This is a genomic window from Sulfurimonas sp. NW15, assembly GCF_051132285.1.
Taxonomy (GTDB): Bacteria; Campylobacterota; Campylobacteria; order Campylobacterales; family Sulfurimonadaceae; genus Sulfurimonas; species Sulfurimonas hydrogeniphila.
In genome coordinates, this window is the sequence record NZ_CP093237.1 from 82,379 (window position 1) to 100,231 (window position 17,853).

The 17,853-nt window shown below is 40.5% G+C and carries 18 protein-coding genes; 3 read left to right on the plus strand and 15 right to left on the minus strand.

Annotated elements, in window-relative coordinates:
- Window positions 1-40: 40 nt before the first annotated feature.
- From MLC52_RS00355 to MLC52_RS00375, 5 genes are all read right to left on the minus strand, one after another.
- Window positions 41-1,537 carry a DUF4080 domain-containing protein gene (locus tag MLC52_RS00355; protein WP_434580739.1) on the minus strand — a complete coding sequence of 499 codons (1,497 nt, stop codon included), beginning with the start codon at window positions 1,535-1,537 and terminating at the stop codon, window positions 41-43.
- 3 nt (window positions 1,538-1,540) lie between these two features.
- Window positions 1,541-1,927, minus strand: coding sequence for a HEPN domain-containing protein (locus MLC52_RS00360; RefSeq protein ID WP_434580740.1), 387 nt, complete (start codon window positions 1,925-1,927; stop codon window positions 1,541-1,543).
- Window positions 1,917-2,240, minus strand: a complete 324-nt coding sequence (locus MLC52_RS00365) for a nucleotidyltransferase domain-containing protein (protein ID WP_230973278.1) — start codon at window positions 2,238-2,240, stop codon at window positions 1,917-1,919. Before MLC52_RS00365 ends, MLC52_RS00360 begins: the two co-directional genes overlap by 11 nt.
- A 176-nt stretch (window positions 2,241-2,416) precedes the next feature.
- Complete coding sequence (locus MLC52_RS00370; RefSeq protein WP_434580742.1) at window positions 2,417-3,853, minus strand: methyl-accepting chemotaxis protein; 1,437 nt, start codon at window positions 3,851-3,853, stop codon at window positions 2,417-2,419.
- Window positions 3,822-4,307, minus strand: coding sequence for a PAS domain-containing protein (locus tag MLC52_RS00375; RefSeq protein ID WP_418640872.1), 486 nt, complete (start codon window positions 4,305-4,307; stop codon window positions 3,822-3,824). The genes MLC52_RS00370 and MLC52_RS00375 overlap by 32 nt, the downstream gene beginning before the upstream one ends.
- A gap of 81 nt (window positions 4,308-4,388) precedes the next feature.
- Here MLC52_RS00375 and MLC52_RS00380 point away from each other — a divergent pair, with 81 nt between their 5' ends.
- Window positions 4,389-5,519, plus strand: a complete 1,131-nt coding sequence (locus tag MLC52_RS00380; RefSeq protein ID WP_418640873.1) for an MFS transporter — start codon at window positions 4,389-4,391, stop codon at window positions 5,517-5,519.
- A gap of 208 nt (window positions 5,520-5,727) precedes the next feature.
- On the opposite strand, the gene MLC52_RS00385 is transcribed toward MLC52_RS00380, so the two are convergent.
- The gene (locus MLC52_RS00385) at window positions 5,728-6,051 is read right to left on the minus strand and encodes a DUF309 domain-containing protein (RefSeq protein WP_434580744.1); all 324 of its coding nucleotides are present in this window, start codon (window positions 6,049-6,051) and stop codon (window positions 5,728-5,730) included.
- Window positions 6,035-6,355, minus strand: a complete 321-nt coding sequence (locus MLC52_RS00390; protein ID WP_151901398.1) for a hypothetical protein — start codon at window positions 6,353-6,355, stop codon at window positions 6,035-6,037. Before MLC52_RS00390 ends, MLC52_RS00385 begins: the two co-directional genes overlap by 17 nt.
- Window positions 6,356-6,489: 134 nt before the next feature.
- Here MLC52_RS00390 and MLC52_RS00395 point away from each other — a divergent pair, with 134 nt between their 5' ends.
- Complete coding sequence (locus tag MLC52_RS00395) at window positions 6,490-9,285, plus strand: SUV3 C-terminal domain-containing protein (protein WP_418640874.1); 2,796 nt, start codon at window positions 6,490-6,492, stop codon at window positions 9,283-9,285.
- Between the two features lie 12 nt (window positions 9,286-9,297).
- Here MLC52_RS00395 and MLC52_RS00400 read toward each other — a convergent pair whose 3' ends face one another.
- A complete protein-coding gene (locus MLC52_RS00400) occupies window positions 9,298-10,887 on the minus strand; it encodes a methyl-accepting chemotaxis protein (RefSeq protein ID WP_346389108.1) in 1,590 nt (529 codons plus the stop codon).
- A 58-nt stretch (window positions 10,888-10,945) separates the two neighbouring features.
- On the minus strand, window positions 10,946-12,001 hold the full coding sequence (locus MLC52_RS00405) for a nicotinate-nucleotide--dimethylbenzimidazole phosphoribosyltransferase (RefSeq protein ID WP_434580747.1): 1,056 nt from the start codon (window positions 11,999-12,001) through the stop codon (window positions 10,946-10,948).
- 125 nt (window positions 12,002-12,126) lie between these two features.
- On the opposite strand from MLC52_RS00405, the gene MLC52_RS00410 reads away from it, so the two are divergent.
- Window positions 12,127-12,873: a complement resistance protein TraT gene (locus MLC52_RS00410; protein WP_346389110.1), complete on the plus strand. Its 747-nt coding sequence runs from the start codon at window positions 12,127-12,129 to the stop codon at window positions 12,871-12,873.
- A 54-nt stretch (window positions 12,874-12,927) separates the two neighbouring features.
- On the opposite strand, the gene MLC52_RS00415 is transcribed toward MLC52_RS00410, so the two are convergent.
- From MLC52_RS00415 to MLC52_RS00440, 6 genes are all read right to left on the minus strand, one after another.
- Window positions 12,928-13,137: a hypothetical protein gene (locus MLC52_RS00415; RefSeq protein WP_151901394.1), complete on the minus strand. Its 210-nt coding sequence runs from the start codon at window positions 13,135-13,137 to the stop codon at window positions 12,928-12,930.
- Between the two features lie 58 nt (window positions 13,138-13,195).
- Window positions 13,196-13,909 (minus strand): carbonic anhydrase, encoded by a 714-nt coding sequence (locus tag MLC52_RS00420; protein WP_151901393.1) that lies wholly within the window; start codon window positions 13,907-13,909, stop codon window positions 13,196-13,198.
- A 60-nt stretch (window positions 13,910-13,969) separates the two neighbouring features.
- Entirely contained in the window at window positions 13,970-14,812 is an 843-nt protein-coding gene (locus tag MLC52_RS00425; protein ID WP_151901392.1) for a metallophosphoesterase, read from the minus strand.
- A gap of 30 nt (window positions 14,813-14,842) precedes the next feature.
- Complete coding sequence (locus MLC52_RS00430; protein ID WP_151901391.1) at window positions 14,843-15,121, minus strand: P-II family nitrogen regulator; 279 nt, start codon at window positions 15,119-15,121, stop codon at window positions 14,843-14,845.
- A gap of 3 nt (window positions 15,122-15,124) precedes the next feature.
- Window positions 15,125-16,102 carry a sodium-dependent bicarbonate transport family permease gene (locus MLC52_RS00435; protein ID WP_151901390.1) on the minus strand — a complete coding sequence of 326 codons (978 nt, stop codon included), beginning with the start codon at window positions 16,100-16,102 and terminating at the stop codon, window positions 15,125-15,127.
- A gap of 136 nt (window positions 16,103-16,238) precedes the next feature.
- Window positions 16,239-17,696: an NADP-dependent isocitrate dehydrogenase gene (locus MLC52_RS00440; protein WP_151901389.1), complete on the minus strand. Its 1,458-nt coding sequence runs from the start codon at window positions 17,694-17,696 to the stop codon at window positions 16,239-16,241.
- Window positions 17,697-17,853: the final 157 nt, after the last annotated feature.

A 17,853-nucleotide genomic window follows, 5' to 3' on the forward strand; every position in this document is an offset into this window, starting at 1 on the left:
GGAATCGGTACTTTAGTGCCGACTGTCAGGGTGCAAAAGCCTAAGCCTGCCTTTTGTTAAATCCGGAAGTTCCCATTTTTGCCTCTGGGTGAAACTCTTTTGCATAGGGCTTGAGGTATGCGGGGATTGCTCTGCCTTTTAACTTCATCATATCCTGAAGCATATACTTTGCGATTTCCTCTTCGGTTATCTTTTTCTTTACATGTAAATAGGAAAAAAGCAGTTCGCCCTGTCTTTGCAGAGAGATTTTCCATGTCGAATCTGTCTGTTCGTAAATCCAGAGTCCAAAAGCATAAAAATTTTCATACACACTTTCATTCTGCCATAACAGCGGGAGCGTTGTTTTGAAATTTCCGCTGTTGTAATACAAATCCCAAAATCGTGCAAAGCGTTTCATAATCTGTATATCGTTGAAGCTGAGTTTGTTGTTTTTTAAAATATCGTAAGGGGGAATGTCGCTGTAAACCATGCCCTCTTCCCTGTCGTGACGGCTGATGTGCGTGCCGGAGAGTTTTTTCAGGATGCCTATCTGGATTTCACAGCTGCTGATGCGCATCAGCTCATCAAGGTTGTGTCCAAAACTCTGCAAACTCTCCCCAGGAAGCCCCACGATCAGGTCAAGATGAATATGCGCCGTTGTCTCATTTTGCAAAAAGCCGATGTTGTCTTTTATTTTGTCGAGTTTGAGTTGTCTGGAGATATTGTTTGCAATTTTTGGGTTGAGTGTCTGTATGCCGATTTCAAGCTGCAGCGCACCGTGAGGGAATCGTTTTATTTTTTCCCGCAAAGAGAGGGGAAAATGGTCTGGAATAACTTCAAAATGGGCAAAATAGGGCGGCTCTTTTTCTAAAAAAAAGTCCAAGATTTTGTTTGCCGCTTTCATGTTGAGATTAAAGGTTCTGTCAACAAATTTAAAATTTCTCGCTCCCCGTTCCCAGAGCTTCTCAAATTCTGTCAAGACTGCATCAAGATCAAAGGCACGTACTTTTTCATCCATGGAAGAGAGGCAAAATTCACATTCAAAAGGACAGCCTCTTGATATTTCCACATAAATATAACGGTTCTTTATGTCCTCGTCTGTGTAGTACATGTAAGGAAGCTGTATTTTTTTAAGGTCTGGAAGCGTCATTTTTATAATTTTCTCGGCAGGACGCTCTTCCTGAATATTTTTGCACAGCCGGTAAAAAGCCAGATCGCCTTCACCCTGTATGATGTAGTCGGCATCATCAAAGTTGACACGAAAAGGCAGGTAGCTCACTTCGGGACCTCCGAGAATTACAAGTGTCTGGGGTGAAACTTTTTTCAGGATGTGAATAAGTTCGTGCACCTCTTTGGCATTCCAGATATACACGCCTATGCCTATAATGTCAGGCTGCGAGAGAAGGAGTTTCTCTGCAATCGTCTGGATGGCATCATTGATGCTGAATTCGAGTATAGTCGTGTCCTGTTGGAGTTCCTGCATATTCGCATACAAATAGCGAAGCCCTATGGCACTGTGTGTAAAGCGTGAATTTAAAGTTGTCAGTATGATTTTCATTTGCTAAGAGAGATATTTCTTAATATCAACTTGAACCTGTTGTGCTATTTGGATACACTGTAGGGTGATTTTTTCATTTGGTTCAAAATCAGGCAGTACTGAACCAACAGGATATTTGGATGAAAGATAAATAGTGTCTATCAGGTCAATCTCATCTTCTGTAATAGTTAATAATACATTCTCTTTTTTAGGTTTTTCATTGAGAGATAATATACTATGTGTTTTTTGTAACTTTATTCCATATTCAATTAAATATGCTTTTATATATTTTTCTATTGCTTGCTGTGTGTTTTGCAGGGATGGATTATAGAGATGACTTTTTAATAAAATCTTAGCTGATTGAAAATTTTCATCTGCAAAAACAAGCCATTTCTTTGTCTCATCTTTCATAAACAACTTTTCCTTTATAAATTTCATCCAAGAAGACACCTTTTGCATCCTCTTTAATGGGAATTATATCTATAGGAATGATTTTGGAAATTTCACGCAATACCTTTCTGTATTTTAGAGAAAGCGTTAAAAAGTTGTCATCTGAGTTTTGTATGACCGCAATATCAATATCATTTGGATTTTGGGAAGATAAAAAAGAGCCAAAGAGCACAACACTGTTTATCTCTGAAAATTGGGAGAGTTTCTTTGTAATAGTGTGAATAAAAGTTACTTTTTTATTTTTCGTTAAATACATAATGAGGAATAATATCATATTTCTTTTTTGAATGGGCTTAAAGGGAGGAAAAACAGCCGAGAGTAAAAAAGGGGGAAAACTCGGCTGTTTTAAAAATTTATAGGAGTAAATATCTCTCTTATGAAAGGGGAAAAACATAATTGAGATATAGAATTATATTTATTATAAGTAAATGTTAGGTAAATAGCGATAAATTACCTTGTTTCATCATACTCTTTTATCATGAGATTTAAATCTTTAAAAAGTTCATGCGAAGCATCTTCCATTCTTCTGAAATTTTCCACTATTATCTTAGGATGATCTGCTTTGAGAACACTGTGTTCTTTGACAAAAACCATGTTTTTGGCCACTGCATCATGCACAGTCGCATGCGGTGCATCCATTTTCTTAAAGGCAGAAGTGTTTCCAAAGCGTTCTTTGCCTGTACTGAAATACCATTGTCCCATTCTACAGTGTTTGTGATCCGGAAACTCTTTGCTTGCATCTTCGTTGAGTACAGCTGAGTACGCATTTGATTTAAATAAAATATGGTCAACCTTGACAAGTGTAGTAAAGAGACGGTTTTGAATACCGATAGCTGTTGTGTGCGCTGCATTGGCAAGCTCATTGAGTTCACTAAAGGTATTTTCAAATTCATGAATAACGTCGCTTGACTCCTGTGCTATGTTTGTAATCTCATCAGAGTTTGTTCGCATATCGTTTGCCTCTTGCTGAAGAGTGGAAATGTTGATTTCTATTTCTGTTGTTGCTTTTTGGGTGCGTTCTGCAAGTTTTCTGACCTCATCGGCAACTACGGCAAAACCGCGTCCGTGTTCACCCGCACGGGCTGCTTCTATGGCTGCGTTGAGTGCAAGCAGATTGGTTTGGTCTGCAATATCTTTGATGAGACCTACAACCTCTGAAATATCCCGTGAACGCCCTTCAAGGTTTACAATACCTTCATGCGAAGAAGATATAAGCTCCACAAGAGAGCCCAGTCTTTGTCCTATTTCAAGAACACTGTTAAGACTTCCCGAAGCTTTTTCTGCCGTTTGTTCGGAAACATGAACAATGTCTTCTGCTTCACCGGAAGAAGTTGTTAGGTCTGACTGGATGATAGAAAGCCCCTGTCCGATACCTCCGCCAAGTGTTGAAAACTTAGAAGAGAGTTCGGCCTGCAGTTTTCTTCTGTATCCGCTTGCGATTGCCTCTATGGCTGTATTGACTTGAGCGGCGGTAGTATGAAACAGCCCCTGCAGTCCTTGCGGATAGGTGTGTCTGTAGGTTTTTCCGGCTGATGCGCACTCTATCGTTGTTGCGATATCACGCATAAACGCTTCTACCTGGTCAAGCATATCGTTGAGCGCCCAGGCGATTTTAGCATCATGAGAGTTGTCATTTGGAATGTGTGTAATACGTCCTTCGAGTTTTCCCTGCGCAGCCTGTACTAAAATCTCTTCGAGTTTGTCCATAACGGTTGAACTCTTCGAAGCTGTTCCTCCCGGAATAAAGAGCGCCACAATTGCTATAAGCAAAACAAGCCCGCCTACAATGTAACTTGCACTCAGCAGGCTGTAAATACCAACGCCTAAAAGTGTTACAAAAAGCAATAAAGCCTGGTTATTTTTGAAGAGAGATGATATACTCATCATAGCTGACTCCTTCCTGGTTTAATAAATCTGTTAAAATTTTCATACTTGCGTCCATACCGCCGCTTCTTTCTGCCTGAAGCATCTGTGCATAGAGCGGTTTGATAATCTCAAGTGCTTCAGGGTTTGGCTTTCTTCTTACAGAGTAGTATCCTACGGTATTGCCGCGTTCATCCAAAGAGGGTGTGACATTGGCGTAGACCCAGTAGGAGTTATTGTTTTTTGTGCTGTTGATGACATAGGCAAAAATCTCTTCTTTTGCCTGAACTCTGTCCCATAAAAGTTTAAAAATTGCCTTTGGCATATCCGGATGACGGACAATGTTATGAGGTTTTCCGAGAAGTTCTTCTTCTGTATATTCCGCTAAGTCAATAAAGATCTTATTGACATAGGTCAGTCGACCTTTTGTATCTGTTTTAGAAACAATAAAATCGTTTTCGCCTAATGTTCGTTCCATTTTAGCTCTCTCCTTTATTTGTTGAAAATATTGTAGCATATCTTTATTGGATTATTGCTATAATTTGTGATAAGGAAGTTTATGTTTGCTCTGTTATCTCTTTTTTACTATTTTTATTTTTCCATAGTGGGAATATACATTATATTTTTGCCAAAAATTCTCAGCGGTGTCGGCTATGATGCAAGCGAGATAGGGATTATTTTTGCGGCATCCCCTTTGGTGCGTTTTATTCTGCCTTTTTTGTTTTTGCGTGGACTGACGCTCAATGCTGCTGTTTTTAAATTTTCATTATTGACCGTTATTGCAAGTACGCTCTCTTTTTATCTCTCCTTGGAACACTTTTATGCCTTGCTGCTTTCAAACATATTTCTTGGATTGGGTATGAGCCTGATGCTGCCTTTTGTGGAGGTTATCTCTTTGCATACCATCGGTAAAGAGCGTTACGGAAAAGTACGGCTATTTGGTTCTGTGGGCTTTATCATTGTTGCGCTTGTGCTGGTCAGGTTTTTAAGTTCGGCCTATGTTGCCTTGGATTTTTTGTTTGTGTTGAGCCTTTTGACTGCTTTTGTAGCCTATTTGGTGCTTTGCCGCGCGCCTGACACCAGTTATGTAAAAGAGAAAAGTATCTCTAATGATATAGATATCTTTAAAGACTGGCAACTCTGGGGCGGACTTGTTCTGGTGCAGATGAGCTTTGGCTCCTTTTATAACTTTTTTACCATTTATGAAACGGATCACGGTATCAGTTTGGATATGACAATCTATTTGTGGAGTTTTGGCGTACTTATTGAAGTAGGGATGTTTTTCTTTCAAGGGGGACTGTTGCAGGGAAATTTACTCAACCTGTTACGCTTTACGGCACTGGCAACGGTACTGCGTTGGTTTTTAGTTTTTGCATTTCCTGAAAATTTGGCGATACTGTTTTTCTCCCAGGCCCTGCATGCTCTGAGTTTTGCCCTGTTTCATACAGCCGCGATCAGCTATCTGTTTCAGCGCTACAGACACAAAAGTCTCTCTCAGCAGTTTTTTTCCGGAATAACTTACGGTTTTGGAGGACTCAGCGGCGCGCTTATTGCCGGATATGTGTATGAGTATTATCCGAAATATCTCTTTTTAACCTCAAGTCTGATGGCATTTGGAGCATTTTTGCTGTTTATGGCTGTAAGGCAGCACAAAGGGGAGCAGCTGTCCCGCCACGCTCGCCCGCACTGAAGTACGGGTTCCGAAAAGCTGTACAGGCTCATCTCTGGAAGATACCGGAATCGGTACTTCAGTACCGACTGTTGCAACTTTCCTGCCGCCCTCAGCCCGCACCGCAGAAAAAAATTTAGTTTTTCTCACAAGTCATGCTTTAGCATAGAAAGTACGGGTTCCGAAAAAGCTGCACAGGCTCATCTGTGAAGATACCGGAATCGGTACTTCAGTGCCGACTCTTAGGCTTTATAGTTTCCACAAGCCGTGAAAGCTGATAATAACTGTTTTGATATTGTGAGTTTATTTCAAAAAGAAAGGGTCTGTATTTGAGGTAATTTGCCCAGACTTTTTTACTCTGTTTCTCTCTGCCGCGCTTTATCAGCTCAAAACTGACAGCGGCATTGATGAAGCCTTTGAGCAGTTTGACCTCTTTGTCTTTTTCGAAACGTCGGGGAAACCAGGCTGCTTCCAATGCTTCATGAGCATCATAATAACGCTCTTCTTCGAGGCATTTTATAAATTCGTTGATATGTTTATGCATCGTTTTCATCCAGTAGCATCATATTTTTTCTCCAGTATCCTCGACCGCCTTTAAGGGAAATACAGTGGTGATTCGGAAATTTTTCTTTGTACTCTTTGAGCCGATCAAGTGTCGCCTTGCCGGAATCGCAGTAAAAAACAAAGACACTCCCTTTGGGGTATTGTTTAAGTTCATAAGGATTGTAGGTTACTGTGTCTGCTTTTTCTATGGGTGCTAAAACAGTGTCAACAAGCACGACATCCACACCTTCTTGTTCCAGTTTTTTCTTATTTTGCAAAAACTCTTTTTGCGTCCATTCGTCAGGATAATTCATGCGGTCATTATATAACAGCTTTTTTATATTTTATTGAAGCAGTAAGATTAGGCTTTTTTCGGAACCCGTACTTCAGTGCGGGCTGTCAGGCTTTTGAGCCATAAAGCTGCTAAACTTGTGTTATAATCTCTTTTATGGCAAGAAAAAATAAAAAAAACAGTAAAATTAACCAGAGAATTAGAAAATATTTTGATGATGACCCCTTTGATGTGGGGATTGAACGGGTGGAGGGTAAAACCCTCAGTGAGCTTTTTGCAACACTGGGTATATATGATATAGAGCATAACAAAACGCTGATGGTAAAAACACTCCGAATGATTTGGAGCGAGGCAGACAGCGGTATGCGCCATGATATATTGAACTTTTTTGAGAGTGACGGACGGGTGTACAAGTCTGAGAAGCCAAAAAAAGAAGTTGTTTTTGACAGAGAAGACAAAATTAACGCACTTTTGGAAGAACTTGATGTAAGCCAGGAAGAGGCCGTGCGTCTGCGAGAAGCCTATTTACATGTAAGAAGCAAAAAAATAACCATAGAAAAAATGGAATCATCTTTGCGTCATATCCGTTTTGAGATGAAAAAAGAGAGATTAGAACGTGAACTTGAGGGACTTTTTGATCTGGATGACTGCTTTGAATTTAATGCCTCGCTGAAGTACGAACTCTACGAACAGCATTTTCACAAGATTTTGACACTCAAAACAAAACCCTATGCGTATGAATACCTTGAAACAACGGATTTTGATGCGATTGTGCAAAAGATAGGGCAGGACAAAGTTACGGTTGTGGAACAAAAGCAGGAGAATATTAATAATTTTTTAAGCAATTTGAAATATCCGCATGCCTATTTGAGTACCAAGGAAATTTTAGATGCACTGCGGGCTTCGCCTCCAAAATCAAAAGTGAGCTATCCGCTGATATCACAGAAACTTTTAAAAAAAATTGTCAAGTCTAAAATAGAGGCCGAGGGAGTGGAATTGCATGAAGAAGAGGTGCTGATTCGTGTCAATGAGCAGCTTTGTCTCCCCTACAGTGAGCAGAAAATCTCTTATAAACTGGAGTTACATGTAGAGCTTGAAGGACTTTTAGAAGAGATATGGAATGCGAAAAGGTTTAATTTTGATGCTATTTTGGCAGAGGTCAAAAAAGAGCACGAAGATGAATTTTTACTCACCCTCGATGCTTTGGTAAAAGAGTGTGAAGAGTATGCCCAGCTTTTGCATTTTAGCCAAGAAGAGCTGCATGCGAGAGTCTATGAGTATCTTTTTGAACTGCTTCCTCAGACCTTGAACATAACGCCTAAAATTCACAGAAAAATAACACGGCGTTTTTTGCATTCTATCCATGACGAACTGATTAAAAAACAGCGTGAAGCACTGCTTGCACGGACTATTCGTGATTTTAAAAATCTCTTTCCCATTGCGCGCAGTATGCAGAGAAAACTTATACTGCACATCGGTCCTACAAACAGCGGCAAAACCTATGAGGCGATGGAGCATCTCAAAGAGGCAGATACAGGCTACTATCTGGCGCCTTTGCGGCTTCTGGCACTCGAAGGTTATGAAACACTAAAAGCACAGGGCATTGAAAGCTCCCTCATTACCGGTGAGGAGCAGATCCTGGATGATGAAGCGACGCATATCAGTTCTACAATTGAGATGATGAATTATGATGTGGATGTGGATGTCTGTGTCATAGATGAAGTGCAGATGATAGATGACCGTGACCGCGGCTGGGCATGGGCAAATGCCATTATAGGTGCGCCTGCAAAAGAGGTCATTATGACAGGTTCGCCAAATGTCAAAGAAGCGATTGTCGCTTTGGCAGAGTATCTGGGTGAAGAGCTGGAAATACGGGAGTTTGAGAGGAAAAATCCTTTGGAGCTTTTGGAAAAACCGACACATCCAAAAGATGTGGAGGCAGGCACGGCGATTATCGCTTTTAGTCGTAAAGATGTTCTGCGGCTGAAGCAGAATTTTTCCAAAGATTTTGAAGTGAGTGTTGTCTACGGCAATCTTTCGCCTGAGGTCAGACGCGAAGAAGCCAGACGTTTTAGAGAGGGCGAAACGCAGGTACTTGTTGCCACCGATGCCATAGCGATGGGGATGAATCTGCCCATAAAAACGGTGCTTTTTTCAAAAGCCGAAAAATTTGACGGGATAATCCAACGCAGTCTTTTTCCTTCGGAGGTACAGCAGATTGCAGGAAGGGCAGGGCGTTACGGTTTGCATGAAAAGGGCTATGTCGGGGCGCTGCACGGGGATGCTTTACATGTAGTCAAGAAAAATTTCAACAAACCGGCAAAAGAGATAAAAGTGCCCTTTAAAGTAATGGCAAATTTGGAACATATAAAACTTGTCAGTACGATTTTGGAAGAAAACTCTTTGGAAGAAATTTTGCGCTTTTTTATCAAAAATATGGTCTTTGACGGACCTTTTTATGCGGCTTCACTCGATGATATGCTGGAGGCTTCTCGTATTGTTGACAGTTATGATCTGGATATTGCGACAAAGTATCATCTTGCCTGCGCGCCGCTGACGCTAAAATCAGCCTATATCATCAGTGCCTATGAGCGCTACATCAATGCTTTGGAGAAAAAAGAGCCGGTCTATTACCATGCGCCAAAACTGACAGGTTCGTATGCACAAACCTCCGAAGAGCTGTTGCGCGCTGAAGATATGGTCAAAGAGATTTCGCTGTATCTGTGGCTGAGTTACCGTTTTAATGACTACTTTGTAGATGAAAACAAGGCAAGAGCCTACAGGGGTGTTTTGAACAAATATATAGAAGAGACACTCAGGCAGACACAGCTGAGTCAAAGCTGCAAGCTCTGTGGCACGGTTTTGCCGGTAAATTCCAAGTACAGTATCTGCCAGTCGTGTTTTAAAAAGAACTATGTGCACAAAAGAGGGCACCGGCGTTTGCCGCGTTAGAGAGTTCTGTCCTTAGCTTTTAAATTCGTCGATAGTTTTTTGCAAAGAAGAGGCAACCTGTACGAGTTTTTGCAAATCATTTTCAATGCTTACAACACTGGTGCCGTTGGCTGTTGAGAGTGTTTCGATTTTTTCTATGTAGGTGATGATCTCCTGAATATTCTGCGACATTTTTTCACTGTCTTCTTTTGATTTGTTTGCCATCTGTGTGGAGATTTGCATCGCTTGCGATGTTGTCGTGATTTTTTGTTCCACATCATCAGATATATTGACAAGGGCTTCAATGTTTTGTGCATTGATTGTCATCTTGTCACTGACGTCATTGATAGCCTGTACAATGGTACTGACGCTGATGTCTATCTCCGCCAGACTTTTTTGTGTCCGTTCTGCAAGCTTTCTGACTTCATCGGCAACGACGGCAAATCCTCGCCCGTGTTCTCCTGCGCGTGCCGCTTCTATGGCAGCGTTGAGAGCTAAAAGGTTTGTCTGCTCGGCTATCTCTTTGATGACATTGAGGACGTCCTTGACCTGGTCGGCATCATTTTTAAGGACTAAAAGTTCGCTTGAGAGTTCGTTTTCACTCTCTACAAAATGTTCTACTTCACTGTTGAGTTTTGCCAAAGAGCTGTGTGCCTCTTCGAGTTCTTTTTCGGCATTGAGGATGGTTTCCTGGGTAACAGTGGCTGCCTCTATGGTCTCATCTAAAATAGTTTGGATATCTTCTGTTTTTTTGCTTGTTTTGGAAACAATCTCTCTCTCCTGCTGTACGCCTTTTCGTATGACGTGGGAGGAGATCTCAATTTCAGAGGCTATTTCATTGTTTTGTTCGCCGAGTGATTTCACCTCATTTACTGTAGATTGAATCATTTCTATAAAATGATTTACTTCATTGGCTGTCTCTCCGAATTCATTGCCTTTTTTGTAGGCAAGACGTTTTGTTAAATCTTTGTTCCCGCGCACAAGATCTGCAATTCTCTCTTTGAGGTTGTTCAGCGGTGTAAAAATTTCACGGCTGAAAAAGAGCAGGGCAACCATACTAAATGCAATACTGCCCAGAATCAAAGAGATGACAAGTGTTGTGTTCGTCTGTGCAATATCTTCATCATTTTTATCCAGTGATATCGTCAAATCCATGGCACCGAGTGCATAACCGACTTCTGCATTATAGTGGCACTGCAGGCATCTTTTTTCGGCTATCATAGGTTTAATCATGCGGATAATATGGTGCCCGTTTTCATTCTTTTCGATAATTTTTGTCTCTTTGTTTTGCAATACATCTTGCACAAGAGGGTCGGCCGTATATGTTTCATCTGGTGCATAAACTTCCATAACAGCTTTTGACTTTGCAATTTTCAAGTCCTCTATGCCGTCAATGCCTTTTGCACTCTCAAAAGCAGTCTGAACCACTTCCGGGTCTCCCATCATCATGCTTGTTGTCATCGTCTGAAAGATGGACTGACTGAGCATTTTCAAAGATTTTTTTGCGGTAGTATCTGAAAGGCTGTGCAGTGTAAAGGAGAGATAATAAGACATTCCGATAAGCCCGAGAACACTTAAGGCAACAATGGAGACAATGACTTTTGACCTTACTGATGCAAACATGAAAAAATCCTAAGAGTAAAAAATTTAAGTATTATAACGTAATAAAACCTTTGCAGAATTACATACTATAGATTAAATACTCAATCTGCTCCAAAAGTTCCTGATTTTGTATGTTGCTTTGCACGGCGTACGCAAGAGAAGCCCCGGCACCTACGCCCTCTTTCGCTTCGCCCTCGTCATACTTTTTGAGTATGGGTATCTGGGTATTTGCAAAACTGAATGTAGTGTAAACGGCATGTGGTGCATAGCTTAACTGCTCTAAAATATGGGCAATATCGGAATTTTTGTCTTGTGCGACCCACTGCGTGGTTGCAAGGGTAATGTTGTCATGCTTTACACGCATCAAAACATCTTCCTTGAGTTTGTCGGCGATTAACAGACAGGCTGCCATCTGTGTTCCGCCGGCTAAGACGATTTGAAATCTTTTTGAGGCTTCAAGCAAAAATCCGGCACAAAAAAGCAGCATATTGTCACTTACGATACCCAGTTTTTCAAAATTGTTCATATCATTGTCAAGCAAAGAGAGGGCTTTGTTTATCGTTTGTGTTTTAATATCATCGGGTACATGTAGGAAACTTGAGGAAAAGTCATCGGCGCAGTCAAAGCCAAGTGCCAAAGCCGAAGCAGTCGCTGTGGTTGTTCCCGCGGGTGTACTCTCTCCTAAAATAAGATAATTTCCTTTAAGCTCATAGGACTTTCCAAACTGCATCCCTTTTGCGAATACCTCTTTTGCATTGATACCGGCACCTTTGTCTATTGCCTCGGAGGGGTGGATGTCAAAATGGTGTGTGATACAGTTTTTAGGCTGGGAAACAAGACCCAGATCCAAAATCTCTATAGTGCTAAAAGGTGTCAGATTGTGAACTGCACGGGTAATAAGTGCAGGGGTAGGGACACCTGTCGGTGTTTCGGCAAGTTCGCCCAAAGAGAAAACTTTTTCATGACTTATGTATTCGGCGTCAAGTGTAGGGGTAAGCGGAATCATCCCCGGAATCCCGGCCTGGGTAATGTTGCCTATCTCACATGTCTTTGTGACACTTGCGGCAAGTAAAAAATCGGCTTTTCCTTCAGGAAATGTATCAATGGTGTTTGTCAGTATGTTGTATGTTTGCATTATAAGAATCTTTTTTCTAATTGTAACAAAAATTACAAATATTTTCTTTTGTTTCAATATAATTTGGATAGTTTAAGTTTTTAGTGTTAGAATAAAACTTATTTTAATGACAGGAGCATAGTTATATGTTGAAAAAAAGTGTTATCATAGCGTCGTTGATGGCGTTGGTTTTAGTTGGGTTTAGTGGTTGTAGTGCGATGAAAACTGCCGTGAAGAAGAGAAATCTTGATGTACAAACAAAAATGTCTGAAACTGTGTTTTTGGAGCCTGTGAGCCCGGAAGAAAAGGTTATTTATTTTGATATGAGAAATACTTCTGACAAACAGGTCGATGTTAAGAATGTAATCGCTAACGAGTTTAGAGCCAAAGGCTATAAAATAACAAATGATCCTAAAAAAGCAACATATATGCTTCAGGGAAACATTTTAAAAGTCGGTAAAAGTGACTTGAGAGAAGCAAAAGCTATGATGGGTTCTAGTTTTGGTGCTGCATTGACCGGCGGTGCTTTAGGTGCTGCAACATCATACTCATTAGGTGGCGGCGGACGTACAAGTGCTGCTGTAGGTTTGGCAGGTGCTGCTCTTGGTTTTCTTGGGGATGCTCTAGTTGAAGATACTGTGTATGTTATGGTCACTGATTTACAAATTCGTGAGAGACCGCTTGACGGAGAAGTTGTCACACAGACACAACAGGCATCTTTGGCACAGGGAAGTTCTACAAAAGTACAACAGGATATCAAAGGCGGAAAAGTAAAATGGAAAACTTACCGTACACGTATCATCTCTACTGCAAACAAAATGAATTTAAAATTTGACGAAGCACGTCCGGTTCTTGAAAAAGCGCTTGCTCGTTCAATCGCAGGTGTATTTTAACAAAATGAGAAAGGGCAGTTTAAAAACTGTTCTTTCTGCTCGTTTATAAACTCTCTAGTCAATATCCACACCCTCCCAGAACTCGTCATAATCAAGATTAGTCAGTGCATTTTCATCTGCAAGGTTCTTCTCCAATAGTTTTTTTTGCTGTTCTTCAAAGTAGAGTTCCAAGGCTTCATTGATAAGTGTGCTTTCATCTTTTTTAAGGATCTGTGTAAATGTTTCCAGGTTTTGTAAGTTGTAGTCGTTAATAGTTATCTGCATAAAATATTTTAGCCAAATTTAGCAAAATTTGCTAATTTCGGCTAAATGTCTGCAGGTTTTATTTTGTTTGGACAACTCTTTTGTGAAGAGGCTGTGTCGGTCTTTCGTTGTTTCTGTAGTATTTTCTTAAAGCATCCAGTTGTGATTTTGAAATATTGACAGTATCTTTGAAAATATACCACTCTACGCCCTCTGTACAGGGTGGTGTGGTAAATGAACCTTTGTAGTGATAGTAGTGATCCGTATCTTCAGGCAGCAAATCATTAGGATTTATGGCTATTTTGTGTTTTGCATGTAAAATCTTTTCTAAAGCAGGATTTTCTTCTCCGACTTCAAACATTACTGCCACAACTGCCACTGAACCGTCTTTTGCCATATGAACAAAGTGCGCGACTGCATTGTATCTTCTGCCGTCAATTGTATGCTCGCTCATGCCATGAAAATGAAACTGTTTTAGTTTGTAGTCTTTGCCGTGCAGTGAGATATAGCCTGCATCTACCGGGGTAACCTTTAGAGAGTGCCCGTTATCAACAACAGTGGAAATACCTTTGTAATCTTCGGAAAGTTCAATCGTGTAACTCTCGTCTAACTGCTGTGTATTTTCTGTTTCTATATTTATAGGGGACTGTTCTTTGCCTTTTTTGCAAGTTTCGCTGAAGTGTCCCCAGTCTTGAGGACCATGTTTTGCATAGTCCCAATGTGCTTCAACACCTGCAAATGCAATTGTTGAACTCGCCATGAGTGTCAAAGCGATTGTAGAGAATTTTGTCATAAGCTGCCTTTTTTAATTTATATATTAATTATAAGGGTAGCTTACTTAATAGAGACTAAATCAGGCTGTATATATAAGTTTTTCATTGATTGTGTTTCCGCTCAGTTCAACATAACGCATCGGGTACATATCCAAGTCAAGCGGACGGACAAATCCGCGTGTGACAATAACCCTTGTCCCCTGAATCTCTTTGACAGAGTCTATATGTTTGTGTCCTGAAAGCGTCAAAATCAGGTTTGGATATTTAAAAAGTTTTTTTTGTACCTCTTGTGTGTTGTTCAGGACATATTTATGAATATCTTTTTCTTCTGTGCCGCCCCAGTAGTTTGTATAGGGATGGTGGTTGAGTATTACCGTCGGTTTGTTTTGGTCGAGAATTTTTTGGGCAAAAGCGATTGTCTCTTCTGTATAGACTCCGTTGTTGTGGTTTTCTATACAGCTGTCAAGCCCTAAAATATTGTAGCCTTTTGTTTGCAGCAGCCAGTCTTTCCCCTCTACATGTAACTCTTTTGCACTGCAGAACATGTTTTTAAATGCTTCAAGATTAATCTGTTTGTCGCCGCTTGGAAAAGATTCTTTGTTTCCTCTTACCGTGTAGTATGGGCAGTGAAGCGTATCGGCAATCTCTTTGAACTTCAAAGCATCACTGTCTTGCGGCGCATTGTTGTTAAAGTTGTCACCGCCAAAGAGAACAAAATCCAAATCTTTGTAGTTTGTGTTGATAAAGTCAGCCATCAGCTGCATCGCTTCGACACTGTCACTGTCGCTCAAATCCATATGCGAATCGGTTACATGTATAAACTTCAGTGTTTTTTTCGAATCTGTCTGGGTGCCGGCCATTAAAGGCATGGCACCGGCGACTACTGCACTCTTTAAAAAGTTTCTTCGTGATATTTGTGACATTGTTTTTCCCTTTCTTTGTTTAAATACTCTCTACAGTAATGTAGCATCACTGACAATACATTTTCCCCCGTATGTCTCCAAAAACTTTTTAAGATCTTTTTGCATGTTCTCCAGCAGTTCTTTTTTACAAACACTGAAGACCAGGATATTGCTCAGTACATCCGAGACATCATCTGCTGTCTGAAAACCGTGACCCCCGTAGCCTTCTACATCTTTGATGACAGTATATCCGTCTACTTTGTGCTTTTTAAAAACTTTCAAGAGTCTCTTTATGTAAACAGACTCAATGATGACTTCGATTTTTTTCATCTTTTACCCCCAAAATGTTGTTATCATATAATAATACAACGGTATACCTAATGAAATATTGAATGGGAAGGTAACTGCCAGACTGAGCGGAAGATATATTCCCGGATTTGCTTCAGGTACAGAGAGTCTCATTGCTGCCGGAACAGCGATGTAAGAGGCACTCGCACTGAGCAGTGCCAAAAGAAAAGCATCCCCTTTTTCAATTCCGAAGAAATAGGCTACCGCTACAGCTACAGAGGCGTTGACCATCGGCATGATGAGTGCAAATCCTATCAAAAACAGACCCACTTTTTTCAGTTCATGAATTTTTCTTGCTGCAACAAGACCCATGTCAAGAAGGAAAAATGCAAGCATCCCTTTAAAGAGCGTTCCAAAAAGCGGCTCCATAGAGTGCCATCCTTTGTCTCCTGTCAATATCCCGATGGCAAGCGCGCCTATAAGCAAAAATACAGAAGGGTTTAAAAAAGCTTCCCGCAAAATTTCTTTTATACTTGTATTTTCATCTTCTGCGTCAGGACTTTTGGCAAAGAGTGCTGCAAAGACCAGACCTATAACAATAGCCGGAGACTCCATAAGCGCCATAGAAGCAACCATAAATCCGCCATGTGCAACACCTATGGTGTCAAGATAGGTAATCCCCGTAATAAAAGTAACAGCACTGATAGACCCAAAAGTCGCCGCAATGGCAATGGCATTGTAAACATCTATTTTCATTCTTAAGATAAAAAAGCTGTATACAGGAACAAGCATGGACATAACTACTGCAATAAGCAGTGCTTTAAAGATGTATGTGCTGAGTCCGCTTTGGGAAAGTTCATGTCCGCCGTGCAAACCAATTGCTATAAGCAAATAAAGAGAAAACAGTTTAGGTAATGGCTGCGGAATAGTTAAATCAGATTTTAAGAAAATGGCCAGCATTCCTAAAAAAAAGAATAAAACAGGCGGATTTAACATATTTTGTAAAATTATATCGATATTCATTTTTTAAACTCCTATTGCATAAAGGCGGTATTAATTCGATTCAGATTTTTATCTGTAGTGTAGCGAAACAAACCTTTATCTTTATGTGGTATTTCCCTCCTTTTCCCCTAAAAAAGGAGGGATAAAGGTATGGTTTTTATTCGCCTTGTCCTAAAGAGTATGCGCGTTCACCGTTAAGCATATAAAGGTTTTCAGTTTTGATAACCTCTATGCCTGCTGCATCAATTCTGTTCATCATATCTGTAATATCACTGTTGCTTATGATATCCCCTTGGTTTTTAGCATAGTATCTGCATCTCCAGTGGTCTGTCAGGAAAGTTTCCGGGTGACCGTTCGGGTAGACCTTCTGACCACGGTTAGAGATCATTTTGAGTGCCATACCTGTATCTTTTGCCAGCTCAACCAGTTTGTCACCGATAGTATTTGCATCACAGTCATCTCTTGTAAAGATATCCACACCGATAAGATCCATTTTTTCGTTTCTTACATTTGACAGAACAGGTTTTTTGATCTGAATCGCTTTGTCATATCTTACAGGAGCAAGTGTTGATGGCTCCTGTCCCAGTCTTTCAATGACAGCATCAGCGAACTCTTTTGTTCCGACTTCTGTATGTTCCTTGCCCTGTGCTTTGAGTTTTCTGGCAAGATCGTATGTCACAATACCGTCTTCAATGGTTTTCAACCAGGCATTGTGTACTTTTTCAGCTACTTCAGGCTGTCCTACCTGTACCATCATCATCACACCAGAGAGTAAAAGACCTGACGGATTTGCTTTGTTCTTTCCGGCATGACGCGGTGCAGAACCGTGAATTGCTTCATACATTGCTATATCGGCACCAACATTCGCACCCGGTGCAATCCCGACAGAACCAGTCATAAGTCCAAGTATATCTGTTGCAACATCTCCGTAAAGGTTAGGCATTAACACCATGTCGAAATCTTCAGGCGCATCAACAAGTTTTGCCATACCGATGTCTATAATCCAGTCATCTGCCTGAATTTCAGGGTATTTTTTGGCAGTTTCGTAAAATACTTTTACAAAAAGACCATCTGTTATTTTCATGATGTTGTCTTTGATCATACATGTAATTCTTTTTCTGCCGTATGCTTTGGCATATTCAAATGCGTACTGGCATATTTTTTCACAACCCGGTCTTGTAATAATCTTTAAACACTGTGTTACTTCCGGTGTTTGCTGGTGCTCTATCCCTGCATATAAATCTTCTTCATTCTCACGAATAGTGACAACATTCATACCCGGGTATCTTGAAGGTATAAACGGATCATAAGAGATAGCCGGACGAACATTCGCATACAAGCCAAGTGTTTTGCGGATAGTTACATTTAAACTTTTGTATCCGCCTCCCTGAGGTGTTGTAATCGGTGCCTTGAAAAGCACTTTGTTCTTTTTGATAGACTCCCATGCTTCATCAGTAATTCCTGAAGTATTTCCTGCAAGGTATACTTTTTCTCCAACATCAATGTGTTCCCACTCTACATCTGCGCCGGCAGCATCAAGTACTCTGATGCTTGCATCCATAATCTCAGGACCGATTCCGTCCCCGCGTGCTACTGTAATAGTTCTTTTTGCCATTTTAATTCTCCTTAATAAAATCCTTCATAATATTTGAGAAATCATCATTTTGATAATGATTTCCACCTACATTTGAAAACATGCCGGTATTTTAATAAAAATAAAAGATTAAGTCTTTACAGGTTTTATTGTTAAAATTATCTATTTTTAATCTATT